This window comes from Desulfovibrio inopinatus DSM 10711 (assembly GCF_000429305.1).
Classification (GTDB): Bacteria; Desulfobacterota; Desulfovibrionia; order Desulfovibrionales; family Desulfovibrionaceae; genus Alteridesulfovibrio; species Alteridesulfovibrio inopinatus.
The window spans coordinates 320,953-346,011 of record NZ_AUBP01000005.1 but is presented as its reverse complement, the minus strand read 5'-3'; the positions used below and the strand labels follow the sequence as shown (position 1 = coordinate 346,011).

At 49.3% G+C, this 25,059-nt stretch carries 22 protein-coding genes; 13 read left to right on the top strand and 9 right to left on the bottom strand.

Translation table 11 applies throughout. The features are described 5' to 3' along the window. Positions 1 to 7 precede the first annotated feature (7 nt). Genes G451_RS0106125 through G451_RS0106110 form a run of 4 tightly spaced genes read right to left on the bottom strand, consistent with a single transcriptional unit; the run spans position 8 to position 3,877 of the window. Positions 8 to 463: a hydrogenase iron-sulfur subunit gene (locus G451_RS0106125; RefSeq protein WP_027183553.1), complete on the bottom strand. Its 456-nt coding sequence runs from the start codon at positions 461 to 463 to the stop codon at positions 8 to 10. After that, complete coding sequence (locus tag G451_RS0106120) at positions 451 to 2,409, bottom strand: CoB--CoM heterodisulfide reductase iron-sulfur subunit A family protein (RefSeq protein ID WP_027183552.1); 1,959 nt, start codon at positions 2,407 to 2,409, stop codon at positions 451 to 453. Before G451_RS0106120 ends, G451_RS0106125 begins: the two co-directional genes overlap by 13 nt. Continuing rightward, on the bottom strand, positions 2,406 to 3,320 hold the full coding sequence (locus G451_RS27975) for a CoB--CoM heterodisulfide reductase iron-sulfur subunit B family protein (RefSeq protein WP_034640920.1): 915 nt from the start codon (positions 3,318 to 3,320) through the stop codon (positions 2,406 to 2,408). The genes G451_RS0106120 and G451_RS27975 overlap by 4 nt, the downstream gene beginning before the upstream one ends. Continuing rightward, positions 3,317 to 3,877, bottom strand: a complete 561-nt coding sequence (locus G451_RS0106110) for a 4Fe-4S dicluster domain-containing protein (RefSeq protein WP_027183551.1) — start codon at positions 3,875 to 3,877, stop codon at positions 3,317 to 3,319. The genes G451_RS27975 and G451_RS0106110 overlap by 4 nt, the downstream gene beginning before the upstream one ends. Positions 3,878 to 4,966: 1,089 nt before the next feature. Between G451_RS0106110 and G451_RS0106100 the strand changes: the two genes are divergently transcribed. The 6 genes from G451_RS0106100 to msrB all read left to right on the top strand — a co-directional run bounded on the left by G451_RS0106100 (position 4,967) and on the right by msrB (position 11,137). Next, a complete protein-coding gene (locus G451_RS0106100) occupies positions 4,967 to 5,800 on the top strand; it encodes an AraC family transcriptional regulator (protein ID WP_034640917.1) in 834 nt (277 codons plus the stop codon). Positions 5,801 to 5,886: 86 nt separating this feature from the next. Continuing rightward, positions 5,887 to 6,828 carry a DMT family transporter gene (locus G451_RS27970; protein WP_051261214.1) on the top strand — a complete coding sequence of 314 codons (942 nt, stop codon included), beginning with the start codon at positions 5,887 to 5,889 and terminating at the stop codon, positions 6,826 to 6,828. A 360-nt stretch (positions 6,829 to 7,188) separates the two neighbouring features. Continuing rightward, positions 7,189 to 8,880: a sensor domain-containing protein gene (locus G451_RS27965; RefSeq protein WP_051261213.1), complete on the top strand. Its 1,692-nt coding sequence runs from the start codon at positions 7,189 to 7,191 to the stop codon at positions 8,878 to 8,880. 27 nt (positions 8,881 to 8,907) lie between these two features. Continuing rightward, positions 8,908 to 9,492: a GDSL-type esterase/lipase family protein gene (locus tag G451_RS0106085; protein ID WP_051261212.1), complete on the top strand. Its 585-nt coding sequence runs from the start codon at positions 8,908 to 8,910 to the stop codon at positions 9,490 to 9,492. A 13-nt stretch (positions 9,493 to 9,505) separates the two neighbouring features. Next, complete coding sequence (locus G451_RS27960; protein WP_034640914.1) at positions 9,506 to 9,889, top strand: hypothetical protein; 384 nt, start codon at positions 9,506 to 9,508, stop codon at positions 9,887 to 9,889. A gap of 156 nt (positions 9,890 to 10,045) precedes the next feature. Then, positions 10,046 to 11,137 carry a peptide-methionine (R)-S-oxide reductase MsrB gene (gene msrB / locus G451_RS0106075; protein ID WP_027183548.1) on the top strand — a complete coding sequence of 364 codons (1,092 nt, stop codon included), beginning with the start codon at positions 10,046 to 10,048 and terminating at the stop codon, positions 11,135 to 11,137. 135 nt (positions 11,138 to 11,272) lie between these two features. On the opposite strand, the gene G451_RS0106070 is transcribed toward msrB, so the two are convergent. The 4 genes from G451_RS0106070 to G451_RS27955 form a co-directional block, all read right to left on the bottom strand. Next, complete coding sequence (locus G451_RS0106070) at positions 11,273 to 12,499, bottom strand: aromatic amino acid transport family protein (RefSeq protein WP_027183547.1); 1,227 nt, start codon at positions 12,497 to 12,499, stop codon at positions 11,273 to 11,275. A 14-nt stretch (positions 12,500 to 12,513) separates the two neighbouring features. Beyond that, positions 12,514 to 13,872 (bottom strand): L-serine ammonia-lyase, encoded by a 1,359-nt coding sequence (locus G451_RS0106065; RefSeq protein ID WP_027183546.1) that lies wholly within the window; start codon positions 13,870 to 13,872, stop codon positions 12,514 to 12,516. Between the two features lie 86 nt (positions 13,873 to 13,958). After that, on the bottom strand, positions 13,959 to 14,738 hold the full coding sequence (locus tag G451_RS0106060; protein WP_027183545.1) for a prepilin peptidase: 780 nt from the start codon (positions 14,736 to 14,738) through the stop codon (positions 13,959 to 13,961). 109 nt (positions 14,739 to 14,847) lie between these two features. After that, positions 14,848 to 15,540, bottom strand: coding sequence for a PHP domain-containing protein (locus tag G451_RS27955; RefSeq protein ID WP_211236337.1), 693 nt, complete (start codon positions 15,538 to 15,540; stop codon positions 14,848 to 14,850). A 112-nt stretch (positions 15,541 to 15,652) separates the two neighbouring features. On the opposite strand from G451_RS27955, the gene G451_RS0106050 reads away from it, so the two are divergent. The 3 genes from G451_RS0106050 to G451_RS32370 are packed head-to-tail and all read left to right on the top strand — an operon-like array spanning position 15,653 to position 18,517. Continuing rightward, positions 15,653 to 16,984 (top strand): BPG-independent phosphoglycerate mutase family protein, encoded by a 1,332-nt coding sequence (locus tag G451_RS0106050; RefSeq protein ID WP_027183544.1) that lies wholly within the window; start codon positions 15,653 to 15,655, stop codon positions 16,982 to 16,984. A gap of 55 nt (positions 16,985 to 17,039) precedes the next feature. Beyond that, positions 17,040 to 17,630, top strand: coding sequence for a nucleotidyl transferase family protein (locus tag G451_RS0106045; RefSeq protein ID WP_034640909.1), 591 nt, complete (start codon positions 17,040 to 17,042; stop codon positions 17,628 to 17,630). Further along, complete coding sequence (locus G451_RS32370; protein WP_051261211.1) at positions 17,627 to 18,517, top strand: gamma-glutamylcyclotransferase; 891 nt, start codon at positions 17,627 to 17,629, stop codon at positions 18,515 to 18,517. The genes G451_RS0106045 and G451_RS32370 overlap by 4 nt, the downstream gene beginning before the upstream one ends. A gap of 78 nt (positions 18,518 to 18,595) precedes the next feature. On the opposite strand, the gene G451_RS0106035 is transcribed toward G451_RS32370, so the two are convergent. Beyond that, positions 18,596 to 20,746 carry a hypothetical protein gene (locus tag G451_RS0106035; RefSeq protein ID WP_027183542.1) on the bottom strand — a complete coding sequence of 717 codons (2,151 nt, stop codon included), beginning with the start codon at positions 20,744 to 20,746 and terminating at the stop codon, positions 18,596 to 18,598. 173 nt (positions 20,747 to 20,919) lie between these two features. Here G451_RS0106035 and G451_RS0106030 point away from each other — a divergent pair, with 173 nt between their 5' ends. The 4 genes from G451_RS0106030 to G451_RS34970 all read left to right on the top strand — a co-directional run bounded on the left by G451_RS0106030 (position 20,920) and on the right by G451_RS34970 (position 24,964). Beyond that, a complete protein-coding gene (locus G451_RS0106030; RefSeq protein WP_084448408.1) occupies positions 20,920 to 21,696 on the top strand; it encodes a DUF547 domain-containing protein in 777 nt (258 codons plus the stop codon). Between the two features lie 35 nt (positions 21,697 to 21,731). Beyond that, positions 21,732 to 23,807 (top strand): glycosyltransferase, encoded by a 2,076-nt coding sequence (locus G451_RS32365; protein ID WP_051261210.1) that lies wholly within the window; start codon positions 21,732 to 21,734, stop codon positions 23,805 to 23,807. A 122-nt stretch (positions 23,808 to 23,929) separates the two neighbouring features. After that, positions 23,930 to 24,409, top strand: a complete 480-nt coding sequence (locus G451_RS34975; protein ID WP_051261209.1) for a MauE/DoxX family redox-associated membrane protein — start codon at positions 23,930 to 23,932, stop codon at positions 24,407 to 24,409. A gap of 24 nt (positions 24,410 to 24,433) precedes the next feature. Beyond that, a complete protein-coding gene (locus tag G451_RS34970) occupies positions 24,434 to 24,964 on the top strand; it encodes a rhodanese-like domain-containing protein (RefSeq protein WP_027183540.1) in 531 nt (176 codons plus the stop codon). Positions 24,965 to 25,059 lie beyond the last annotated feature (95 nt).

The following is a 25,059-nucleotide window of genomic DNA, read 5'->3' as shown; positions in this document are numbered from 1 at the left end:
GCGGCCGCTACAGGGCGGAAGCGGCGGCCAGGGCTTCAGCCGAAGGCGTCAGCCTGGGCGCTTTCCCTAAACCGTGAATCTGGTCGGTGAAGGTCGAGACCACTTTTTGCCAACGCTGGCCTTCGGAAGCCGAAACCCACGTGTACTCGAAACGGGCAGGTTCGATTCCCACGATGGGGAGGAACCGTTTGAGCACTTCAAGACGACGACGGGCATAGAAGTTGCCCTCGGCGTAGTGACAGTCACGCGGGTGACATCCCGAAACAAGCACGCCGTCAGCGCCGGATAACAGCGTTTTGACGATGAATAGGGGATTGATGCGACCGGAGCACGGCAAGCGGATAATACGCAAGTCCGTAGGTTGGCTCATACGGCCGACACCGGCCGTATCGGCGCCACCATAGGAGCACCAGTTGCACAGGAAACCGACAATGCGCAGTTCTTTTCCTTCTAAGACCGACATAAGGCGTTCACCTCAGCAAGAATCTGGTTGTCTGTGAAATGCTCAAGCTGGATAGCTCCCTGTGGGCAAGTAACCGCACAGATACCGCAGCCTTGGCAGACGGTCTCAATGACTTCAGCCTTGGGCATACCGCGGAAGTCAACGAGCTTGACAGCACCAAACGGGCAGGTTTCTACGCACTTGCCGCAGCCGACACAGCGCTTGATTTCCACATGCGAAACCTGCGGGTCACTTTCCAACTTATCTTTGGAGAACAGCCCCAGCACTTTGGCTGCCGCAGCACTGCCTTGGGCAACAGACGACGGAATGTCTTTGGGCCCCTGACAAGCACCGGCGAGATAGACCCCGGCCGTGTTGGTTTCAACAGGCTTGAGTTTGGGGTGGCCTTCCATAAAGAAGCCATATTTATCGTAGGAGATGCGCAGCTTTTCGGCTAACTGAGGGGAACCTTTGGCCGCTTCGGCACCAACCGCAAGAACGACAAGGTCGGCTTCGATTTCAGCCGTCGTCCCCATGAGCGTATCCGCTCCGCGGACGATGTATTTTTCGCCTTTGGGGTAGACCATGGCAACACGACCACGAATGTAGCGGGCACCGTATTCTTCCATCGCCCGACGGGTAAACTCGTCGTACATTTTCCCCGGAGACCGAATGTCCATGTAGAAGACATAAGACTGAGAATCGGGGATGTGGTCTTTCGTCAGAATGGCCTGCTTGGCCGTGTACATGCAGCAAAAACCGGAGCAGTACGGCCGATCAACAGATTTGTCACGTGAGCCCACACATTGAATAAAGACGATATTTTTGGGTTCCTTGCCGTCGGAGGGACGCTTAATATGGCCACCCGTCGGACCGGAGGCCGACAAGAGGCGTTCGTACTGCAAGGACGTAATAACGTCAGGGTACTTTCCTGCGCCGTATTCCCCATAAACCGAATAATCGAACAGATCAAAGCCCGTGGCAACGACGACAGCGCCAACGTTCTCTGTAACGACTTCATCTTCCATCTCATATTTGATGGCTTTGGACGGGCAAACCTTGGCACACACACCGCACTTACCCTTAATCAATTTCGTACAGAACTCGGCATCAATAACGGCTTTCTTTGGGATAGCTTGGGGAAAGGGGATGTTGATAGCCGTCGTCACACCGACTTTTTCGTTGAAGTGGTCTGTGGATTTTTTGCTCGGACATTTTTCCATACACAGTCCGCAACCCGTACACAGCTCCCAATCGACATAGGTCGTTTTTTTCCGGATGTTTGCCTGAAAGTTTCCGACATATCCACTGATGGATTCAATTTCGGAGTAGGCATACAGCGTGATGTTCGGGTGCTGAGCCACATCGACCATGCGGGGGCCAAGAATACAGCTCGAACAGTCGACCGTTGGAAAGGTCTTGTCGAGTTTGGCCATTTTACCACCGATAGACGACGTCTTTTCCACAAGGATGACTTCAAGTCCGCCATCGGCACAGTCCAGCGCAGCCTGGATACCGGCGACACCGCCGCCGATGATCATGACGCGCTTATTGATATCAAACTGTTTGGGGATAAGAGGTCGGTCACGGCGTAATTTTTCAACAGCCATGCCAACGAGTTCGGCGGCCTTGTTCGTGTTGGCTTCCTTATCCTTGCCAATCCAGGAGACATGCTCGCGGATGTTGGCCATTTCGAACATATAGCGGTTGATACCGGCACGTTCGACAGCACGACGGAATGTTGCTTCGTGCATACGAGGAGTACAGGATGCGACAACCACACCGTCGAGTTCGTATTCTTTGACCGCGTCGATAATGCCTTGCTGTCCCGGTTCGGAACAAGCGTAGAGCGTATCGGTAGCGATGACGACATCCGGCAAGGCGCGAGCGGATTCGGCAACTTTGGCCGGATCAACCGCACCAGCGATATTGCTGCCGCAATGGCAGACGAAAACACCTATTTTCATGCAGTTTCCTCCCGGACCTTGGTGTTTTGCGCGCGCTCTTTTGCAGTTTCAAGGGCGTGATGCGGGTCGACGCACAGTTTGTCCAGACCAAGCGCTTCTTCCGGGAGGTCGAAAGCGAGTCCGAGAAGCTGGGTGTAGTAGAAGACCGGAATGCGATGCCGAGTGCCCAAAGCGGCATTGGCCTGATCTTGACGCAAATCTAAGTTCATCTGACACAGCGGGCAGGCTGTGACCAGGGCGTCCACCCCAAGGCCAGCGGCAGTATCAATGAGTTTCCCCGTCAATTTGGCGACGACGTCTTTTCTCGCCACACCAAGTGATGCTCCACAACATTCCACTTTCAAGGGGAATGGAATGACGGTAGCACCAGCCGCTTCCATCAATTTATCCATTGCGATGGGATGTTCCGGATCGTCGAACTCCATCACTTCTGGGGGCCTGTTCATAATACATCCATAATAACAGGCGACTTTGAGACCGGTCAGGGGCTTTTTGACATGCTCGGCAACAACGTCAGCACCAATATCTTCATACAGTGCCTGCAGAACCGACATGACTTCAGGTAATTCTGGCAACTGACCGTCAAGCAGAATTTCGACCTTTTTCTTGAACTCAGCATCTTTGACGTTTTTGCCAGCAGTCTTGAGGTTGGTCAGACAGCTTGGGCACGGCGTGGTAACGGTCGAGAGGCCAGCTTTAGCAGCAATCTTAAGGTTTCTCGCCGACAATGCCGTGGAAAAGCTATGGTCTACAGTATGGGCTGGAGTCGAGCCGCAGCAGCTCCAATCCGGGATATCCGTGAGCGTCATCCCCAGGGCCTTGCAAACGGCCCGAGTCGAGATGTCGTACTCCATGGAGGTACCCAGACCCGAGCAACCGGGGTAATAGGCATACGTGCGTGGGGAACTCATTTGGAGCTTTCCTCCATGAATCGGTCAAAAATCTTTTTGACTTCGTCTTTCCCTTTAATGTCATGAGGCTTGAACCCAATTTTTCCTTTGGGGAAGATCTTGGGTCCAAGGTCCATATCGGTCCAGAAGCGTCCTGTGCGCGTGACATACGTTGCCAGTGCGCCGAGTTCGAACACCCGACCGTGGGCCTTAACCGAGTCGAGGAAGGCGTCCCAGAAAACCTTGACGTTGCGTTCTCCAGCCAAACCGTGCCGTCTGGCTTGGTGACGCAAAACATCCATGATTTTTGCGACATCAATGTTATTGGGGCAGCGCGTCGTGCATGATTCGCACGTGGCGCAGAGCCAGATCGATTTGCACTTTAACAAGCGGTCTTTTTGACCAGCTTGGAGGAGTCGCATGATCTGACTGACCGGAATGTCGTAGGCAAACGTGTAGGGACAGCCGGCAGTGCAGTTACCGCACTGGTAACACAATGCTACGTTCTGCCCACTTTCACGTTCCACCTCGGCGACGAATGCATCGTCGCGAGTTTTGTCAAGAAAGACAACATCCATGGGGAATCACCGTTCATGTTACGGGTTCTACGGTCGCAAAACTTCTGCGCCGTCAAAAAAGGGGAGGATTTGTCGACTATGGGAGGAGAATACCGAATTGTTTCCCTAGAGTAAAGCGGGGTCGGCGCATGCACCGCTTCGGCGAGTGAAACTAATCTCAATGCCATTCAATCGCAACAAAAAAGACAAAAAAGACAATAATGAAAGTTATTGGGTAGGGAATACTCATTAGATTGTTGAAAAATTCACAATCAACAGGTTGCTCAGTACTTATTTTAGAAGAAATCTATATCTTTATAGGCATAAATAAAGGAGGAACAGATTGAATGTGCAAGTTGTACAACTCGAAAAAAGTTTACGACGCTGTTCATATTGAAACAATATCATAGACTAATATAAAAACGTACTTTATCCACGTTGACACTATTGAGTTCTTGCTATCTTTCGCGTTGTGAAATGCCAATCTGTAGTATCTTTCCGAAATAATTATAGTATCCTCTTGGATACAACGCATTGAGGTATGGATTTTGAGAGACGTCATTAGTATACAGAGCGTGATAAGATCAACTCCTTTTCTCGCAACGTTGAAAAAATGTGGCTATCGAGATTGCTGATCATGAGTCCGATTTTTATTGACAATATTGAATTGATTATAAGACTGGCTCTTTCTCTACGCTGAGGTCGTCAAACAGTTCTCCGGGGGTGGATAAATGAAGCGTTGTATTGCTTAGCTGCGGCGTGCTGTCGAATGGAGATCGTGATGCCCAATGTTTGTGGTTTTGTTTGTTTCCTGACATAATTATTAAGATTGTTGCTGCGGTCAGGAAGATGTACATGGAAATGGAGAATCTGATTCAAATTCATGCTAAAACTGTTCAATATGAACAGGCATTGGCCGGCTTTCATTGAGATTGGCATGGTAATGTATACGTCTTGTTCTTTGTCATGGATATCGTGATACCGTTTGGATTTATTAAATAAGGGAAAGCTTGGGGCGGAAGATAGTGGATTTTTTTTGCGTGTTGAGAGAGCGAGGTTACGCGCAATTTTTTACAAGCGACCGGTTCCATTTCGGGCTATGATCCGATCATGACATCTCGAAAGGCTTCGTCCGATACTTTTATTACCTATTATCGAGACCGTGATCTTCCTGGATTGGAAATCGCCATGTTCAATGCATTTACGCATTGTTATCCGCGGCATGTTCATGAACGGTACGCCATCGGGCTCATGCTCAGAGGAGGAAGTCATTGTCTTACCTCGTCTTTTGACGAATATTTGGTTGGTCCAGGAGACATTGCATTGCTGCATCCCGGTCGAGTGCACACCGGAACGCCGGTCGAGCAGTCGGTGCCGAGCTATATTATGTTTTATATGGAAACTGCACATATGCAGGCTGCTGCGCAAGAGTTTATGCAAAATTCCACTGCGGACGTCGTTTTTCCTCGTATGGTGGTCTCTCGACCGGATGTCAAACAGACGTTGATGCGTCTTTATAGGGCGGTGCGTTTTAAGGAAGATCGTCTCGTTAAGCAAAGCGTCGAAGCGCAGGCTATGGAAGCGCTTTTTGACTGTGCCGCGCTTTCACCAAAACATTCACAATTTGACAATGAACCCCGCGCTATCAAACTGGTGCGCGAATATCTCCATGATCATATCGGTGAACATGTCACCTTAGAGGATCTTTCGGAAATGGTTGGATTGAGTAGGCACCATTTGTTGCGGGTTTTTTCAAAAAATACTGGCGTTTCTCCTCATCAATACCATGTACAATTGCGTATCGAACATGCTCGAAGGTTGTTTCAACGCGGCCTTTCTATTGCCGACGTTGCGTATGAAACTGGCTTTGTCGACCAGAGCCATTTCACCAAGGCTTTTAAAAAAGTTATTGGCGTAACACCGGGACAGTATCTTTCCTACTGAAGAAAGAGCAATTTTTTACCACACTATTCTCCAATACCGACATCTTCTTTCTGAGTATCAAGCAGAAAAACAGAGAGGAGGATGTCATGTCAGAACCGTTAGCGCGCAGAGTTTTTATTCACCCATTATTGGAACATGTGGGGAAACACCGCAATGTGCTCCCTGGCGTGGCCGTACTCGTGGCCGTTGCGTTATGGGGTGCTTCCTTTGCCGCCATGAAGGTGGCAATCACGGCGTTGAATCCTATGACGGTCATGTGGGCTCGTATGGCCATCGCTTTGCTTTGTCTTCTCCCGTTCCTTCCAAAACTCGCTCCTTGGCGTATCCCCAGGAAGGATATAAAGTGGGTTGCATTGCTGGTTGTTCTTCAACCATGTCTCTATTTTCTCCTCGAATCCCATGCGCTGCAATATACAACCTCAGCCCAGGCTGGTGTCGTTTCCGCAATTTTGCCACTGCTCGCTGCCTTTGGTGCATGGCTCGCGTTTTCGGAGCGATTGACCAGAATAATGATCTTAGGTCTTTTTGTATCTCTGATGGGAGTTGCCTGGCTGACGTTCGCGACTCAGGAAGAAAGGACGGCAACATTTCCTTTATTAGGCAATACCCTTGAATTTGCTGCGATGGTATGCGCCGCTGGATATATGCTTGTCATAAAAAAATTGAGTTTCACCATGAGTTCCTGGGCATTGACATCTTTACAAATCATTGCCGGTTTCATCTTTTTTTCTCCTGGAGCATTTGATGTTCAGAGCTTGAATACACTACGCGACCCACTCTTCCTTGCCGTAGTTTTGTTTCTTGGGTCTTGTGTTACTCTTGGTGCATTTGGTTGTTATAATTGGGCCATAAGTCACATGCCGGCAGCACGCGCTGCATCTGCAATAAATCTTATTCCCGTCGTTGCGGCAGGAGTAGGATGTTTTTTTCTCCATGAAGATTTATCTCTTGCCGTGTGTATTGGCGGAGTGTGTGTCGTGATCGGCGTGTTCTTGAGCCAATATAGTCTGTTGAAATTCGAATCATGAAGAAAATGTATGTTGCCTACAGAGGTTCCATTGTGGCAGTATGTTTGTAAGTTGCGAGTAGAATATGATTTGAAGAGGTACAATTTTTTTTATTGTTTTATTTTATGTGATACGTGGTGATTGCGTCGTATGAAGTCATTTCTTTACAATGGAGAATCTATGTATTGGGCAACAGAGAAGGAGTGTTGTTGATACGCTATTCCTTTGAGCTTGTCCTTTGATAAGCCACATATCGTCTTGACCTAAGTACTGGAGGAATATACATAAAAAGCGTCTTCACATTATGCAGCCTGTATGCATGGAGGATAGTGACTGTTCACTTCGTACAGTCATCATTTTGACAAAGAGACGCAGACGTTCATGACTCATCCCCATGAATTTTATCGTTTTTTGCTGGACACCTCACTTCATTGGGAACTCTTTGAAGACACCTCTGGGACCATTGTATATTGTTCTTCGGCCTGTGTAGAATACACAGGATATACGCCGGAACGATTTTTGAAAGATTCCCAATTTCTTGAATGTTTGATCCATAAAGATCACCAGGAAGCCTACGGCCGATATAAAGAAGCCGTTCTTTCAGGGACGTCATCGGAAGAACTCATTGTTCAGATGAAACGTGTCGACGGTTCCGTTATTTCGCTAGAATTCACTGGGCGCCGTGTTCAGCAAGGAGACCAAGCGATCACAGGTGTTCGTACGACGGTTCGTCGTGTGCAATGTGAAGAATTGTCTTCCGGTTCGTCATGTATTGATATGGAGCATGATCCATTAACAGGACTTTTTAATCGGAAAGGCATTCTCGAGCGTCTGGGAACACTCCTTACGCATGCAGAGCAAAATAAAAATTTCAGTTATGCTGTCATATACCTGGATATTGATCGCCTAAAGAAAGTCAACGATGCGCTTGGTCCGTCCTATGGAGATGAGCTCATCCGGCAAGTCGGTCAGCGTTTGTCTTGCTCGTCTTGCGATGCAACGTGGCTTGGTCGACTCAATGGCGATGAGTTTCTTGTTTTATTACAAGATATCAATGCGGCAGGAGTTATGCGTCGCGTCAAAGAACTCAAAGCGCACTTGGCCCAGCCGTTTATTTTATCTGATCATGAAGTCTCCATTACGGCCAGCATTGGCATTGTACTGAGTCCGGCTTTGTATCAGCGTCCGGAAGATTTGTTACGAAATGCCAATATTGCCATGCGGCGAGCGAAACTGACTCGCCACCGTTTCAAGGTGTTCAATTCAAGGCTACTTGAAGAGTCCGTGAAAACAATGGAGATTGAGGTAGGTCTGAATCAAGGATTGGCTCGTGGTGAGTTCTTTTTGCAATATCAACCTATTATCTCACTTGAAAAAGAAATTCTGACTGGGCTTGAAGCCCTCATTCGTTGGCGCCATCCCAAATGGGGAGTGATATCGCCGACGGAATTTTTGCCTGTGGCCGAAGCAACGGATTTTATTGTTCCTCTCGGTAACTGGGTTCTCAAGCAAGCATGTAGCGATCTCGTTAAGCTCAAAGCAACCCGTTCGGATATGCAGGAGCTGTCAATCAGCGTTAATCTGTCTGCTCGGCAGCTTGCTCAATATGATCTTGTTGACCAGGTTGAAAAAGCACTGGCGGAATCCGGTCTTGAACCGCAGTATCTTAAACTTGAAATTACCGAAACCGTTGCGATGGAAAATCCTCATCTCACGGCTCAGCGGCTTCATATGTTGAAAGCCAAAGGAGTTCGAATTAGCATTGACGATTTCGGTACAGGATATTCTTCTTTAAGCTATCTCCAGCTCCTTCCGTTGGACAGTCTCAAAGTCGATCGATCATTTGTCAGTCGCATGCATGATAATCCAGACAAACGAAAGATTGTGCGATCGGTCATCAATCTTGCGCATAATCTCCATCTTGATGTTGTTGCAGAAGGAGTGGAGGTGGCCGAACAATGGTCCATGCTCAAAGTGTTAGATTGCGAGGATGGCCAGGGCTTTTATATGTCGAAACCTTTGGGACTCGATAAAGTTGCGGACCTTGATGTGGTCGGAATCATCAAACGTTGAACATGGTGAATAACGCGGGAGAAGAGAGTGCAACCCAATGTCAGCATGCCCCTTGCCATTGCGTTTCTCGGCGATAGCCTGACCCAAGGATGGGGACAGTTGCCGCATGAAGCCTTTCCCGCCCGATTGCAAGCCATGCTTAATCAGGCCGGAGAGACTGTTCGGGTTTCAAACTTCGGCATTTCCGGAGATACAACGGCGGACGCGTTGTCCAGATTGCCTCTTGTTCTTGCGAGCAAGCCGGATATTGTTGTCGTTGCGCTCGGAATAAACGACGCATATCAGGGGATAGCGGTTGAAGTTGCTACCGCTAATCTTGTCGAAATTTGTACACACGTTGTTGATACGCATGCGAATCTTATTCTTGTTGGAGCCTTTGCCCCGTTAAACCATGGAAATATGCAGCGCGAGGCGTATCGAACGATGTATTCGCAATTGGCGGAGCAATTCAATGCGGTACTTATGCCGGATATTCTTGAAAGTGTCGCCGGGAATCCTGACCTGACACATCCCGATGGCGTTCATCCCAATGCTTTGGGGTACGAACGCATTGCTCTTCGCTTTTTTCCCCTTGTCAGCGATGTCGCTTCGAAACGTCGCAAACCTACCTGAGGTTGTGAGTTCTATGGTTGCGTTGCCCTCGTCATGTTCGTGCGATTCTGCATTGCATGTGAGAGCCGTTGTCTGGTCCATTCTTCTTATGGCCGATCGTGTTAGGCATTATCGGTATAAGGCCCATGATGAGCCGGGGTGGTGGGTATTGGCCCTCGGTGATTCATTTGAGGGGAAGTCGTTTTCAGAACGTGATCATCTCCGAGAACAACTCAGAAAAAACCTTGAACGTAACGGTATTGCCAGGAATGAGCTTGTTTGGGTCTGGGATGAAACAGAGCGGGCTCAACTCGTTTTACTCACGTATGCTGATTATGGTGAAGCCTGTAAGGCTTTAGAATTACTTTCTTTCGATGGCGTTTCACTGTGTGTTGCTTTAGAACAAATCGAAGAATGATTGTTGAACCGTTTCGTGTCCTTTGTTGTTTTTCCTTTCCTGATTGACGTACTGCCTTTCCTGTATTTTGTCGTTTCTCATTTGACAATTCCATTTCGTGGGCTATTTTCCATATGTTGAATTAAAGTGATGCCGACACAAAAAAGGAAGGCCTTCATGCGTAGAGTCGCTTGGACGTTAGCAAGCATTTTGGCGTTAACAATAACCTTCGTCATATCGGCTGCGTGTAGTCAAAACGGATCGGAGAAATCCATGGAGCAAACGAAAGCAGGTCACCTTGAAACTGCCACCCTTGCAGGGGGATGTTTCTGGTGTGTGGAAGCCGCATTGGAAAAAGTGCCGGGAGTTGTCGACGTTGTTTCAGGGTATGCTGGTGGAACGGCAAAAAATCCTACTTATCAGCAGGTGTCTTCAGGGCAAACCGATTATGTTGAAGCGGTTCAAGTTCGGTTCGACCCATCAAAAACGTCTTACGAGAAAATCTTGGATGCGTTCTGGCATCAAATCGACCCCACGGATGGAGGCGGTCAGTTTGCCGACAGGGGATCGCAATATAAAACCGCAGTTTTTTATCATACTGACGACCAAAAGCGGGTTGCCGAGAAGAGTAAAGCCGAATTGGCCGCTTCGGGACGGTTTCATAAAACGTTGGTAACCCCAATTAAACCGTTCACAACATTCTATCCTGCTGAGACCTATCATCAAGATTACTATAAGAAAGATCCTGAACGATATTCCTCCTATCGGGAGTTGTCTGGCCGTGGTCCATATCTGCGGCAAGTGTGGGGGACAGAGACGAAAAAGGATACCCACTATACCAAGCCCAGCGATGCGGAGCTGAAAAAAACACTGACACCACTTCAGTATTCGGTGACGCAGAAAGAAGGAACGGAACCGGCTTTTCAAAACGAGTATTTCGACAATAAGAAGCCGGGGATTTATGTTGATATCGTTTCGGGCGAACCACTGTTCAGCTCAACGGACAAGTTTAAGTCGGGGACAGGGTGGCCGAGCTTCACCAAGCCGCTTGTTGAGGAAAATATTGTTGAAAAAAGTGACAACAGCCTGTTCATGACTCGCATTGAGGTGCGAAGCAAACACGCGGATTCCCATCTCGGTCACGTCTTTCCGGATGGCCCGCAACCGACAGGACTCCGTTATTGTATCAATTCAGCTTCTTTGCGGTTCATTCCTAAGGAAGACATGAGCAAAGAAGGGTATGGAGAATACCTGTCTGTGTTCGAATAATCTTATGTGTTATCTTTGGCGAGATATGAAAAGGACACGTATATGTATTTCCCATAAGTCAAAGAACAAGTAATCTCCCCCATACTTGATGCAGAAAGCCGCCTGTTTCGTACGAAGCAGGCGGCTTTCTGCATCTTATGATGTGTGGAATTTGGCGTTCCAATATTTGGCCTCAGGATGGATATGAAGCAGACCAAGCTCTTGGCCAATTTCATAGATGAGAACAATCGTAAAAATCGCAATAAGAAGCCAACCGAGTTTTTTTAGCATCCCTGTTTGATATTTCACGAGAAGAAATCCGGGGAGAATACCGAAAATGACATCAATGCCAACGCCACCGACGAGGCCAATGGCATCTAAAAAGACATTGGGAAATGCAATGGCAACAATGAGCGGTGGAATAAAGGTAATGGCCCGAGCCAGCCAAATATTTGATGAACGAAGATAGGTCGTGGACAGGTCTCGTACGAAGCTGGTTAATGCCGTACCGTTCGCCATATATGCAGCGCACATGGCCAATAGAGCGAACACCAATGAACACGTCATGAAGCCGGGCGTTTTGATGATGGCTTCAAGCGGAACTGTTGCAGGAAGGTTGTGTTCAAACGCGTTTAAGATTGTATTTTGGTCTGGACCGTCAAGGGGTAAGGCTGCAATGACGACGACAACCCAGATAAGATTCATGATAAGTCCAATAAAAGTACCTAGAAAAAACGATGTGCGAATTGCTTTCTGGTCATAATTCATCGTACGACAGATAGACGGAATGATATTATGAAAATGGAATGCCGTGACAACAATGGGTAACGAGGCGGGAAGGTAGTGCCAATCTGTATATGTAAGTCGAGTGGTGTCCATGTTTTTGGCAGCCATGATAACGAGGCCACCGAACGTGAGCCACATGAGAATCATAATGACGGCATTGCCTTTTTGCATGAGTGCCATGCCGAAGAGTGTGAGAAAGGTGGCAATGACAAAAAATGAAACCATAAGAGCATCTTGTGGGACTTCTTCGGCGAACAAACTTTGAAGGACATCGGCTGCGCCGCTGATATATGCGACAAGGAGTCCGTAGAGAATGATCATATTGGCGACGACGGTCACCCATTTGCCGGCAGAACCCAATTCATGTTGAAAGAATGTGGGAAGATCGGCGGTCTCACTTTGGGTCAGACTTTTTTGGCTGGCAAGAATACACGCCGTTGTCAGCATACAGGCCCACATCACCACAATTCCGACAAACGAGGGTACCGCGCCGGAGAGACCGGTTTTGATGGGGAGAGCCAGAATGCCCGCACCAAGCATATTGCCGGTTACGACGAAGGACATGGACAATATCACGCTGAGGGAAGTCTTGTTCATGTACAGCCCCTTTCTCAGCAGTTGACCAGACTGACGGCAAGACCACCCAGCGAGGTTTCTTTGTATTTTTTATTCATGTCGCGTCCACTTTCGGCCATGGCTTGAATGACGGCATCCAACGGCACTTTGTGATAGGCTGGTTTCTCAATTTTAGCGATGAGATAGGCGTTGTAGGCTTTAATGGCCCCCATGGCGTTGCGTTCTATGCAAGGAACTTGGACATATCCCATCACCGGATCGCAGGTCATGCCAAGGTGATGTTCCAATGCTGTGGCGGCGGCATGATCACACAGTCGGGGATGAAGATTCGAGGCACTGACGAGCATGGCTGCGGCCATGGCGCTGGCGACACCGATTTCTCCCTGACATCCGACTTCGGCGCCCGCAATGCTCGCATTGTGTTTGCACAAAAAACCGATGGCAGTGGCCGCCAAGAGACCACGTCGAATAGAGTCGTCGGATACGTTTAAATTGTTTTGTAAAGCATACAACACACCGGGGACGACTCCTGCAGCACCACAGGTCGGTGCCGTGACAATACAGTGCCCTCGTGCGTTTTCTTCTGAAGCGGCCAGAGCATACGCATTGAGCCCAACCATAAAGTCGTCTTGACCGCAAGAGTTCTGAGTTTTGGAGGCGTAAAGCGTCGCGGCCAAGCTATGTACCTGAAGAGGGCCAGGCAAGAGGCCGTCACTAGAGAGGCCTGTTTTTACCGCATTGATCATGACATCGCGAATCATATCGAGTTTGGCTTCAATGTCCTTGACACTTGAGCCGGAAATTGCCGCTTCGTTTTCAAGCATGGCTTGATGGAGAGAAATATCTTTAGCTGCGAGTAATGCTTGGAACTCGGCCATGGTGCTATATGCGTGAATTGGAGTACCACGCTGAGGAGGTTGCCAACCTTTCCACTGAATGAATCCCCCTCCGACAGAATAGTATTCGCGTTCGAAAACAACCTGCTGATCTTCATCCAGAAGGTCGATGACAAGTGTATTGCTGAAGGGAAAATTGGTTTCGATATCACTGAAGATGACATCGGAAACGGCAAAGGTCAGTGTTTTGCCTGGCAAGGTGATGTCGAATTTCTTGGTCGGATGAGCGGCGAGTTCATCGAGAAACAGCGCGCTACAACTTTCGGGTGGCGTTCCGAGAAGACCGGCTGTAACAGCTCGATCTGTTCCATGTCCTTTCCCTGTGGCACTCAAACTTCCGAACAGACGAACGCGGAGCGAGTACGCTTTGCTGGCAGCTTCCGGCGGAACAATATGAAGAAAATCCAGACCGGCACGCATAGGGCCAATGGTATGGGAGCTCGAAGGACCGGGACCGACTTTCAGCATATCGAAGATGGAAAGAGTAATGGCCGTCATACGCTATTCCTTGCTGGTGATTCGTTTTCAAAGAGAAAATTTGTCTGCCGAAACCTCCCGTCGGAAAGCGTTCTCCTTGTTAGAAATTATCGTAAAAATGAAAAAATACCTGGACCGAAAAGGATATACAACATGGCGCCAAGGCAGAGAAAAGGACCAAATGGAATTGGAGTCCGGGATTTGTTTTTTTTGCCAATAAGGAAAAACGGGCTGACGAGAAGGGCGCTGAGGCTGGCGTACAGCACGCTGAATGGCAATCCAACAAGTTGAACGAGAGCGCCGATGGATACCATCAATTTCACGTCACCGAGACCAAGTCCGTCAAAGCCGCGGGACAGGCGATACAGAAGATTGAGCAGGTAAAATAATCCAGCTCCGGCAACGGCTGCTGCTCCTGACAAGACGGGGCTGGCGTCGAGGATGAACACACTTCCGAGATAGGCAATGACGGCGGCGGGATAGGTGATGATATCGGGAAGAATAAAGCTATCGAGATCAATGAATGAAGCGACAAGATACATGCCCCCGATAACCATAAAGAGGAGATATGCCAAACTCGGACCGAACGTGATTGCTAAAGCATACGACCAGAGTCCGGAAAGGGCCTCAAGAATAGGGTAACGCCACCGTATGGATGCCTTGCAATAACGGCACCGTCCAGCAAGGAAGAGAAAAGAGATAATGGGAATATTCTCGTACCAGGCAAGGGGATGATCGCATTGTGGACAATGTGATCCAGGAAAGACAATGGATTGTTCGGTAAGGTAGCGATGAACACAGACATTGTAAAAACTGCCAAGGACAAGCCCTAGCACAATGGCGAGAAACGGGAATACCTGAGCATACGCATTGAAATCAAAAGACATGGAGACTCACTCGGACTGAATTCTGTTGGAGAACGACACACTTTCTTTTGAAAAGTGTATGCCGGAACATGAAGATTTCTCAAGAAAAAAGGTGCGATTGTGCAGGATATTATCCGACGTGGCTCAGTCTATCGGTGCAGAATGGGGTGTTGTGTACGATTTCGATGGGAGTAATGCGACCGTGTTCTTGGCGCCATGCTTCCGGAGCGCGTGGGGTAATTTCAGGCGTGAATTCTCGGCGTTGGATTGCTGTAATCATGTCCGCACGGCTGGAGATGGGGAGAGGAAAATGCGTGATAACACGTCCGAGTTCTTCGAGGGTGTGGGCATCACTCCCGCCCGTTGCGGCGATGCCGTTTTGGGTGAGCCATGATCGCGCCTGGAGGTTGGCATGCGGTGTATTGCGGCCATTGACGGATTCACCGGCATGCGGCAAACCTTCGCGTCCAATGGCGTCGGCACAACTACGACCGGGGCGAAATGGATGTGCCACGATGGCAGCTCCGCCGGTGGCATTGACATGGTCGAAGATGGTTCGAGCAGGTAACCCTGGAGTGAGATTCTCATACGGACCGAAAAGCAGTATATCGCCTTCGGGGGTTTCGTACTCCATGCCGATAATGATGCACAGCCCGTCAGCTTGTATCCCTTCAACAACATGGTGTCCTATCGCCATAGTGTCATGGTCGGTCAGACACACCCCGTCAAGCCCGAACGCTCTGGCATGAGACAGGATGTCATCAAGCTTGAGGGTGCTACACGAGGAAATGGTGGTGTGAACATGAAGATCGAATCGCATCATTGTTTTTTATAAGATTTTAGTAGAATATGGCAAATAGCGTTACTCTATGTGTTTGTTTTGTTTGAATTGAATTTCATGATGATTGGCCGCAACGTACGGCTTTTGGAGTGACATGGCACGGAAATGCATTCTCATTGTCCTTGATGGACTTGGTGACCGATCGTATCCCGAGTTTGCCGGAAAGACACCACTTGAGGCAGCTCACACGCCAACGCTAGACGAGTTCGCTCGACGTGGCGCGAATGGACTGTTTCATGCTGGTCACGTCGGAACACCATTTTCAAGTGAAAACGCGCATTTTCCATTGTTTGGCTATGATCAATGTGATTTTCCCGGCCGTGGAGCTTTGGAAGCGTTGGGCGCGGGAGTGGATTTGGCGGCCGATGATGTGGCGTTGTTGGCGCATTTTGTCTGTTTGCATGAGCGTCCGGAAGGTGTTCTCTTGGAGCAGGACGATCCCAAAGCAGAAGACATCTTTTATGCGCGGTTGGCATCCCAACTTGAACCTTTTCATCATGACGGCATGACGGCATCCTTTCATCGTACAAAGGGTCGATTCGGCATTATCCAGTTGAGCGGGAAACCCAGCGTGCACATAACGGATACCAACCCTATGGTGGATGGACGTTTTGTGAGCGATATTCAACCATGGGCCGGCTTGGACCCTGAGGAGGCGCGGATTGCCCACCAGACCGCTGAATGTGTCCGGGAGTATCTGACGTACATTCACCACGCATTGCGTGATGTGCCGGAGAATATCATGCGGACCGAGTCCGGCTTGCCACCTGTTAACGGTATGGTGACCCAACGAGCGGGCCGGTTGAAAACGGTCATGCCGTTTTCCCATCGATTTGGTTTGCGGGGAGGACTCATTGCCTCCGGGAGCATGTACCGTGGCATGGGGAAGTATCTCGGCATGCAGGTCTTGGATCAGATTCAGGACCATGATCCAGAAGTCGAGCTTGCTGGACGTCTGCAATTGGCTGCCTCGCTCTTAGACGACTTTGACTTTCTTCATGTCCATACCAAAGCACCGGATCAAGCCGCGCATCGCAAAGATCCTCTATGCAAAAAAAACGTCATTGAGGCTTTGGATAAAGCCATTGGGCGATCGGCTGGCGCACTTGTCGACAATCCGGACGTGCTTGTTATCGTCACAGCAGATCACTCGACGCCGAGTCGAGGCCCACTTATTCATAGTGGAGAACCAACACCGGTGGTGATGTTGGGAGAAGGGGTGCGTTGCGACAGAGTCAAACGATTCAGCGAGATTGATTCCGCTGCTGGGGTATTGGGACTTGTCCGCGGAACCGAATTGTTCCATCTTGTTCTCAATCATCTTGAATGTGCCACGTTGACCGGAATACGAGATACGCCGGAAGCGGTGTTGTTTTGGCCTGGACGGTATCAGCCGTTTCGATTCAGCACACGTGGCGATTCATGATAACGCGATATACAATGGGTATTTATCTTCACACATAACAGGAGTGGAATCATTCATGCGGTCTCAATCCGGGGCCAGCGGAGACACCGTATATCGACTCGGTGTCATTCATGGCCGATTCCAGGTGTTTCATAACGATCACTTACGCTATGTGTTAGCGGGAAAGCAGCTTTGCGATCATCTTGTGGTGGGCATTACGAATCCTGATCCCGGGTTGACGGGACATGATACAGCCGACCCCAAACGAAGCCGGGCCGAATCCAACCCGTTAACATATTATGAGCGGCAATGGCTTGTACGTGTTTCTCTGCTTGAAGCTGGAGTCAATGGCAATGCGTTCACGGTGACACCATTTCCCGTCAACTCCCCTGAACTCTATTTGTATTACGTTCCGTTGGATGCCGTCTTTTTTCTGACAATCTATGATGATTGGGGGCGGAGAAAGCGAGAACTCTTTACATCTCTTGGGCTTGATATTCATGTTTTGTGGGAATGTTCTCCTCAAGACAAAGGACTCAGTGGGACAGATGTCCGTCGGGCTATGGCCGAAGGAAACGATTGGGAGTCTCAAGTCCCGGCCGCAGCAGTGTCCTTATTACGTCAGTGGAAGATACCTGAACGTTTAGCAGGATTATCCATCGTATGACAGCGTCCGTATTATACTTTGCATACGGGTCAAATCTTGATGAAACCGACCTTCGAGCATGGTGTGGCCGAAATGGGGTGGAGTACCCTCTGGGGAAATCACATGGTCGGGCATGGCTGCCGGACATGGAGTGCATTTTTGATCTGTATTCAAAAGCGCGTCAGGGCGGTGTCCTCGATATACACCGGAGAGTTGGGCAATGTGTGCCGGGCGCACTTTTCGAAGTCGATGTGTCCGGGTTGGCTGTCTTGGACCGGAAGGAGAATGCACCTGTTTCGTATCAACGTCTTCCCGTCAATGTGCTGTTACCAGACGGGAGATGTGTTGCCGCGGTAACGTATCAAGGCGTCACCCCGCAAACCGAGTATATTGAGCCACATGGTGAATATGTGGAAATCGTTCGGCGTGGCCTTGTGGCATACGATCACAGTACGGTTCAATTGCTGGCGAGTGTCCGCGGAACTTGTCCTGATATCCATGTGGACAGACTTTTTGTGTATGGCACGCTGATGCATGCGGAAGTGCGTTTTCCTCTGCTGAAACACGTTGGTGCGCATATGTGCTCCAACGCGACAACAGGCGGACAGCTCTTTGATCTTGGAACGTATCCAGGGCTGAGACTCGGAAGCAATGCGGTGGTGCATGGTGAAGTGTACCACTTGCCCGACATGGAAGCGGCGATGCCACTTTTTGACAATGTCGAAGCGTTTTATGGATATGGTATGTCGGAAAACGAATATGAACGCCGTATTATTTCTGTTGAGTTGGAGGATGGAACGGGTATGCAGGCTTGGTGTTATGTCTATGTGATGGATGTATTACCGTCACAGCGCATGATTATTTCTGGAAACTGGAGACACCGGATGGAGAATGAAATACATCGTTAACGGGAATATTCAGTCAACCTCGCGTTTCAATACAGTACAGTAGCAACTCATTATATCCTCTCCTGAAGTTTCTTTCCTTTACCTCTTATCGTTTTCAAGCCGAATATTCATAAGTCCTACAGGAAGATTGGCGCAATTTGATGGGCCGCTGAATCGGATACTGTTGCGCCCACGACGCAGATTGACGCGGACCTGAATCTGATTGTTGGCCAGATGTATCACGGGTTGAGCCGGTATGGCATTGGCGGCGACCAGGATAGGGAGATTACTGCAAGATTCGGGGGCAACGATAAGGGTTGCGTCAATCATGATTGTTCCAGGAGAGTCGGCAAGAACATTGAGTTCTGGTGCAGCAGTATCCAGACGCCAAACGCGTTGGTTGCGTATACGCATATCGGCATACTCCCCGCGTATGTCGAGGAGTAATGTTTTTATGCCGTGAGGTTGAAATAGGACCCATCCGTCACTTTCCCACAAAATTGAATCGGCTTCTGGCTTGTGGCATTCTTCAGAAAGAATCACGCGAGCAGCATCAAAATGTTCAAGTATGGTGTCATCTGAAAGATCGGGAGGGATGCCATATCGATTGGCAAAACCGATGATAGGCGTCTCGCTTCCGAAGAGGTATCGCGGCCAATAAAATCCCGAAGCGGTTTTATGGTTGACGATGGTATGCTCCGGGAGTTTGGAATCAAGTTCCCGGAGTGCGGTATAGCGTGCATCGGTTGTTTGGGTTTCGTTTTTATCGAATCGGGCAATATGAACGCTGGCCATGATCAGAAATCCGAAAAGAGCACAAAGAGGCAAGAGTGCGAGCCGGTTAAGGTGATGCCGACGGGCAATCTCGCTAAAGGCGTCTGCTCCGGCAAAAAGCACAATCGAAGATATTGGCCAGGAGACACTGAGAAATTTGGACGCGCCATAGTCAAACTGTGTCACGACGAGAAATACAAGTGCGGCGAATTGGCACAGCATCCCAAGAATGAGCAACGCATATCGTTTTTGTCGAAAAAGACGGGCAATCCCAAGACCATACATGACGAGACCGCATAGCGTGAGAGACGTTGCCGCAATGTTCCAAACAATAATCAGTTTCGGAATGGCTGATGCCGTGGGAGTATTGAGAAACCACAGATCAAGGGGAGCAAAGAAGCCGAACCATGATGCAAGGACATAGGTCGGATGGAGGAGACCGGCATAAAAATCTTTTCCCGGTCGAATGGCGTCCGATGCCAGAACATTGTCGACTTGTCCCCCAAAGAAGTGGCCAAGGGCAGGAAGCCATGGCGCAAGACATAAGAAGGCAACAAGTCCGCAAGCAATACAGTGGGCTACGCGCGGTCGGGGAGATTGGGTGAAGAAACAGAGACCGATTGCGCTGAGCGCGAGTGGAGTCAGTTCTGGATAGACGATTGTCGTTGTGGCGAGAAAAAGGCCCAAAACAGCGGAAAGCCGATAGTCGTTGGCTTGTTCCGTTTCATGGCGGAATTGGCATGCCAGGGCGATGAGTGTTGGAAAAAGCGCTGTATAGAGTAAGTTGTCAACATTGTTTGCAATAATGAGGTTGATAGGCCAGAATCCTGCTGTGACGACGCTGATAAATGCAAGCAAGCGAATGCCACGGAGAGAAAGAACCCGTTGTGCCAACCCAGCTGAAGACGCACCAAGGATAAACAAGCAAAAGACAAAAAATATTCCGAATACTGATAGGGAGTCTCCAGCCATCCCGGTGATGGGGGTCAGTACCGCCAGAAGAGCACTCCCGGCAAAGCGGGTATGTTCCATGGATGAGGTGAAAGGCAGGAGGGCGGTTGGTGCCGAGCCTGTGAGACCGAAGTCGAATAACTCTCGCCCCTCAAGCACATAGAACCATTTGTCCCAAAACCAACTTCCCGTAAAATTCGTAATTCCGTGGAAAAAAAATGGCAGAAATGTACAACCGGCAAGGAGAGCACAGGCCAGCACCGGGACGTACCGGGTCATGATTTCGTTTTTGGAGAGTGCCCGGATTTCAACGAAAGCAGCGAGCAAACACAATAGAAGGCAAATCGGCGCTAATACTGAGACCGCCAGGCCGGCCAGTAAACCCCAAAATAGAATAAGCAGGACGCACGCCGTGACCAATGCCGGTCCGAAGAGGACGTTGTGATCCTCCGGTCGGCCAAGCAAGCGGAAAACGCCCGCACCAGCGACACTGGCGAGGCAGACAAGGAAAAGAAACGATATCATGGTCGGCGGCAAATGCGGTTGATGAATTGATGCATGAAAGTCCGATTATGCTGGATTGTGTTTGCAGTTGTCCTTATAGAAGAAAGAGGTGTTATCTAGCGGATTCTTGCTCTGTCTACAAGGAACAAGAAACCTGGAAGAATCATGTCCATGGAGTAAAGGAGGCGTCCGGTATGAAGAGTATTATACGATTGGTTTTGGGAGGAATCTTTGTGCTGGGACTGTGTGCCTTTCACACGAAAATGGCGTGGTCCGGTCAGCCCGTTGACAACACGATCTATGCTGGATTGCTCTCACGACATGTGGAAGATGGACTGGTTGATTATGCGGGGTTGAAGACCGAAGAATCTCTGCTTGATCAATATTTGGATATTCTTGCCGCGGTTCCGGTCGACCAATTAACGCCGAAAGAGCAGCTTGCCTTTTACATCAATGCCTATAACGCGTGGACGTGGAAACTCATTTTGCAACATTACCCCGGTATTACTTCGATTAAGGATGCCGGCTCATTATTTCGCAGTCCGTGGAAAAAAGAGTTTGTTCATATTGATGGGAAAACGGTCTCGCTCGATTATATAGAACACGATGTGCTTCGCCCGATGTTCAAGGATCCTCGCGTTCATGCCGCCGTAAACTGTGCATCGATGAGTTGTCCCCCTCTTCGAGCAGAACCGTACGAGGCGTCGCATATTGATGCGCAGCTTGATGACGATGCACACGACTGGATCAATGACCCGCAGTATAATCGTCTGGATGGGAAGACCCTTCGGGTCAGCAAGATTTTTGATTGGTTCGAGGAGGATTTCGGAGGCGAAGATGGGGTGGTAATGTTTGTACGCCGTTTTGCTGATTCGAGTTTGGGCCAATCTCTCGATGCGCTCAATGGTGATGTTCGGCTCCGATATCTTGATTACGACTGGTCTTTAAATGCTGTGCCGACGCACCCATAACATTGCATCCTATGAAGAATTCTTCTGGAATCATCATGCAGGATGTACAGCGGTATGCCACTACAGAGACAGAGGAATCCAGCGACCAGGAGCGTACATACCTCTTCAAACTCTCATGGGGTGGAGCGTGTATATGTAATTTGGGATTGGCCTTTCTAGGGCCGGTGGGACGGACACCATCATTGTTTGCCGTCTTGTGTGTTGTTGGCGTCGTGTCGGCCATCGGCATGGCTCGATATGCTCCGGAAACAACAACCACAACATGGCGTTGGTGTTGGCTCTGGGCGCCGGCCATTGTATTACGGATTTTTTTTGTAGGTGTTTTCCCAGCCTGTTCGGACCTTTCCCGATATATTGTTGAAGGCGCTGTGCAGTGGGCGGGCATAAATCCGTATATCGTGCCTCCCATGGACTCGGTTGCAGCCGCGAGCATGTCCGATACTCTTGGAGTGCTTCTCAAAACCGTGAACCATGCGAATATGACGGCGATTTATCCGCCTGGCGCGTTGCTGTTGTTTCGCGGGGTGGCTGGCATACAGCCGTCGCCGCTTGTTTTTAAAGCCGTTATGGCCATTTTTGAATTGGCGACGTGTCTTGTTGTTTCCCGCTTACTGATTCTTCGTCAAAAACGAATGAGTGCGATTGCCCTGTGTCTTTTCCATCCGCTCTTGCTTGTCTATGGAGCAGGGGAGGGACATTTAGATGCGGTTTTGATGTTCTTTTGGATGCTTTCGCTTTTGGCCTTTGAAACAAAGCGATCAGGATGGGGATATTTCACGCTTGGAATGGCCGCTATGATTAAATATCCGGCCATGGTTGCGTTGCCGTTTTATCTTACGGCAAAGAATATCCGCTATACTTGGTTGTGCGCACTTCCTGTGCTGTTGTTCGTTCCATTTGCGTCTGCTGGGGGGCAGATATTTTCCTCACTTGGTGCCTTTGCGCTTCATATGGCGTTCAATGATTCCCTTATGGTCATATTGCGTGCACTCTTCGGAAGCTCTGCGAGCTTGGCCGGAATTGTGACATTGTTTCTCATGCTTCTCTGGATATGGGTGTTCGTTCAGGATCGGATTGTTTCGGTCTTTGCCGCAATGGGAGCATTTCTCCTTGTTTCCCCGAGCCTGCACCCGTGGTATCTTATGTCCATGGTCGTGATGCTGCCGCTTGTGCCTTCTGTGGCGTGGGGATATTTGAGCGCAGCCGTCACCCTCACATTTCCGACTGTGGGGATTGAATACCGTACGGGCCTCTTTCATGAACATCAGTGGATCAAATTCTTTGAATATATTCCGTTCTATGCGCTCTTCGTCTTCTCGCGCATGACAGGCTCTGTTCGCCGCCTTTTTCCGGAATATCGATTCGCACCTGTCCGAAGCTTGAGTGTGCTCATCCCCACACGGAACGAGGCAAAAACCCTTCACGAATGCTTGCATGCTGTCCGGAAGAGCTTGATCCAATGCAACCTCTCTCATGTGGCCGAGATTGTTGTGATTGATGCCGGTTCAACGGATAAAACCACGCAGATTGCGACAGAGGAAGGCTGCCGAGTACTCTCGTCTCCGGCTGGTCGCGGAAAACAAATTGCGGCCGGTGTCGCCGCAACAACCGGTGATGTCATTCTTATTGTTCATAGTGACTGTCGGATAGCTCCTGAGATCACTGGGAGCATTTTCGAGGCCATGCAAAACGACTCAATTTCTCCCGGGGGAGCGTGCGCGATGCAATTTCTTCCCCGACGTCGTCGCATGCGTGTGGTGGAGTTTCTGAATGACATGCGGGTCAGACTGACAGGAATTGCGTTTGGAGATCAGGCACAATTCGTACGGCGTGAAGCCCTCTCCCGAGTTGGTGGTTTTCCCGCGTTACTCCTCATGGAAGATGTGGAGCTCGCTTTGCGTATACAAGACCTTGGACCATGCCGATATCCGGCCGGTACGGTAAGGGTATTAGCACGAACATGGGATCATGCTCGATTCTCTTTTCGTTTTGTATTTATCATTCGTCTCTTTCTTGAATATCTCGTGTGTCGCCGTTTGAAATGTGTTTCACCTGATGCAGGAGAGTTTTGCACACGGTATTACGGTCCGGACGCCGCGTGTTCCTCGTGATATCTATAGTATGAGTCTATTGATTGTCTCTTTATGTATTGAGATTCGATATTGGACGGCATGTTCGCTTTTTGTGTACGAGTGAAACGTTTTTGTGTCACTTGGAGAAGGAGCGTGTGCCGATGACGTTGTGGAATGTTCTTGGCTCGGTGTGGGCATATCGATTTATACGATGGACCGTCGCCGTTTTTTTCCTGGTCGCCGGAGTACTCAAACTGGCGGATATCAATGCTTTTACTGGCGTTATAAACGCATTTGCCATTGCTCCTTCATCTGTTGTCGATATTTTAGCTTGGGCGTTGCCAGTCCTGGAAATTATAGGGGCTCTTGGCCTGGTTTTTGGCATGCGTACGGGCAATGTGATACTTTTTCTCCTCTTGTGCTTGTTTCTCGGCGTTCTTGTTTACGCAATTTCCATCGGATTGGATGTGGACTGCGGCTGCTATGGGCCGGAGGATCCTGAAGGTGAAGTATTCCATAGCTTGTGGACATCGCTTTATCGAGACTTCGGTCTTTTAGCCGGAGTGCTTTATTGCATTGGCTGGCCGTATTTTGGAGAATCGTCGGCGCGGGGCCGTCAGCATTCCGACTGCATTGCATAATGGTGAGAAAAGGAGACAATCGTGATGGGAACTGGAAAGATTCGTGTTGCTGTATTTGCCCTCGTCGTGTGCTGTTTTTTGGCAGCAACGGCACAGGCCGACAAGTTTACAGATGAAGTTGCTAAAGAACAGGGCGCGGTCAAGCTCGTACGGGAAGTGCAACGCGGCGATTATGATGTGATCACGGCTGAAGAGCTCAAAGCGAAAGTTGATGCCAAAGATAACATGATTATCATCGATACCATGCCGTACGAAGCGAGCTATGTAAAAATGCACGTTCCCGGCGCCAAACAATTCTTGTTTCCTATTCCGGACATGGAAGAATGGGATATCAAGGAAACCGACGGTAAGACGCAAGATGATTACATTGCGCTCTTGGGACCGGATAAAGACAAAGCCATTATTGTCTATTGTGGTTTCGTCAAATGCACGCGCAGCCATAATGGCGCAGCATGGGCCAAGAAATTAGGGTATAAAAACGTGTACCGTTTTCCCGGTGGTATTTTTGCCTGGAAAGGCGCGGACTATCCGGTTGAGACCGGCGCAGCCAAATAAGTGTGCACGCATTGAAAGAAGTATGAATAAACCCCGCTACGGCGGGGTTTTTGGGTTGGGAAACATTGTACATACTCTGCGGTATTTCCTTTAAA

Coding starts and splice junctions, on each gene's coding strand:
- G451_RS0106125 (WP_027183553.1), bottom strand. CDS start 463: ATGTCGGTCTTAGAAGGAAAAGAACTGCGCATTGTCGGTTTCCTGTGC.
- G451_RS0106120 (WP_027183552.1), bottom strand. CDS start 2,409: ATGAAAATAGGTGTTTTCGTCTGCCATTGCGGCAGCAATATCGCTGGT.
- G451_RS27975 (WP_034640920.1), bottom strand. CDS start 3,320: ATGAGTTCCCCACGCACGTATGCCTATTACCCCGGTTGCTCGGGTCTG.
- G451_RS0106110 (WP_027183551.1), bottom strand. CDS start 3,877: ATGGATGTTGTCTTTCTTGACAAAACTCGCGACGATGCATTCGTCGCC.
- G451_RS0106100 (WP_034640917.1), top strand. CDS start 4,967: ATGACATCTCGAAAGGCTTCGTCCGATACTTTTATTACCTATTATCGA.
- G451_RS27970 (WP_051261214.1), top strand. CDS start 5,887: ATGTCAGAACCGTTAGCGCGCAGAGTTTTTATTCACCCATTATTGGAA.
- G451_RS27965 (WP_051261213.1), top strand. CDS start 7,189: ATGACTCATCCCCATGAATTTTATCGTTTTTTGCTGGACACCTCACTT.
- G451_RS27960 (WP_034640914.1), top strand. CDS start 9,506: ATGGTTGCGTTGCCCTCGTCATGTTCGTGCGATTCTGCATTGCATGTG.
- msrB (WP_027183548.1), top strand. CDS start 10,046: ATGCGTAGAGTCGCTTGGACGTTAGCAAGCATTTTGGCGTTAACAATA.
- G451_RS0106070 (WP_027183547.1), bottom strand. CDS start 12,499: ATGAACAAGACTTCCCTCAGCGTGATATTGTCCATGTCCTTCGTCGTA.
- G451_RS0106065 (WP_027183546.1), bottom strand. CDS start 13,872: ATGACGGCCATTACTCTTTCCATCTTCGATATGCTGAAAGTCGGTCCC.
- G451_RS0106060 (WP_027183545.1), bottom strand. CDS start 14,738: ATGTCTTTTGATTTCAATGCGTATGCTCAGGTATTCCCGTTTCTCGCC.
- G451_RS27955 (WP_211236337.1), bottom strand. CDS start 15,540: ATGATGCGATTCGATCTTCATGTTCACACCACCATTTCCTCGTGTAGC.
- G451_RS0106050 (WP_027183544.1), top strand. CDS start 15,653: ATGGCACGGAAATGCATTCTCATTGTCCTTGATGGACTTGGTGACCGA.
- G451_RS0106045 (WP_034640909.1), top strand. CDS start 17,040: ATGCGGTCTCAATCCGGGGCCAGCGGAGACACCGTATATCGACTCGGT.
- G451_RS32370 (WP_051261211.1), top strand. CDS start 17,627: ATGACAGCGTCCGTATTATACTTTGCATACGGGTCAAATCTTGATGAA.
- G451_RS0106035 (WP_027183542.1), bottom strand. CDS start 20,746: ATGATATCGTTTCTTTTCCTTGTCTGCCTCGCCAGTGTCGCTGGTGCG.
- G451_RS0106030 (WP_084448408.1), top strand. CDS start 20,920: ATGAAGAGTATTATACGATTGGTTTTGGGAGGAATCTTTGTGCTGGGA.
- G451_RS32365 (WP_051261210.1), top strand. CDS start 21,732: ATGCAGGATGTACAGCGGTATGCCACTACAGAGACAGAGGAATCCAGC.
- G451_RS34975 (WP_051261209.1), top strand. CDS start 23,930: ATGACGTTGTGGAATGTTCTTGGCTCGGTGTGGGCATATCGATTTATA.
- G451_RS34970 (WP_027183540.1), top strand. CDS start 24,434: ATGGGAACTGGAAAGATTCGTGTTGCTGTATTTGCCCTCGTCGTGTGC.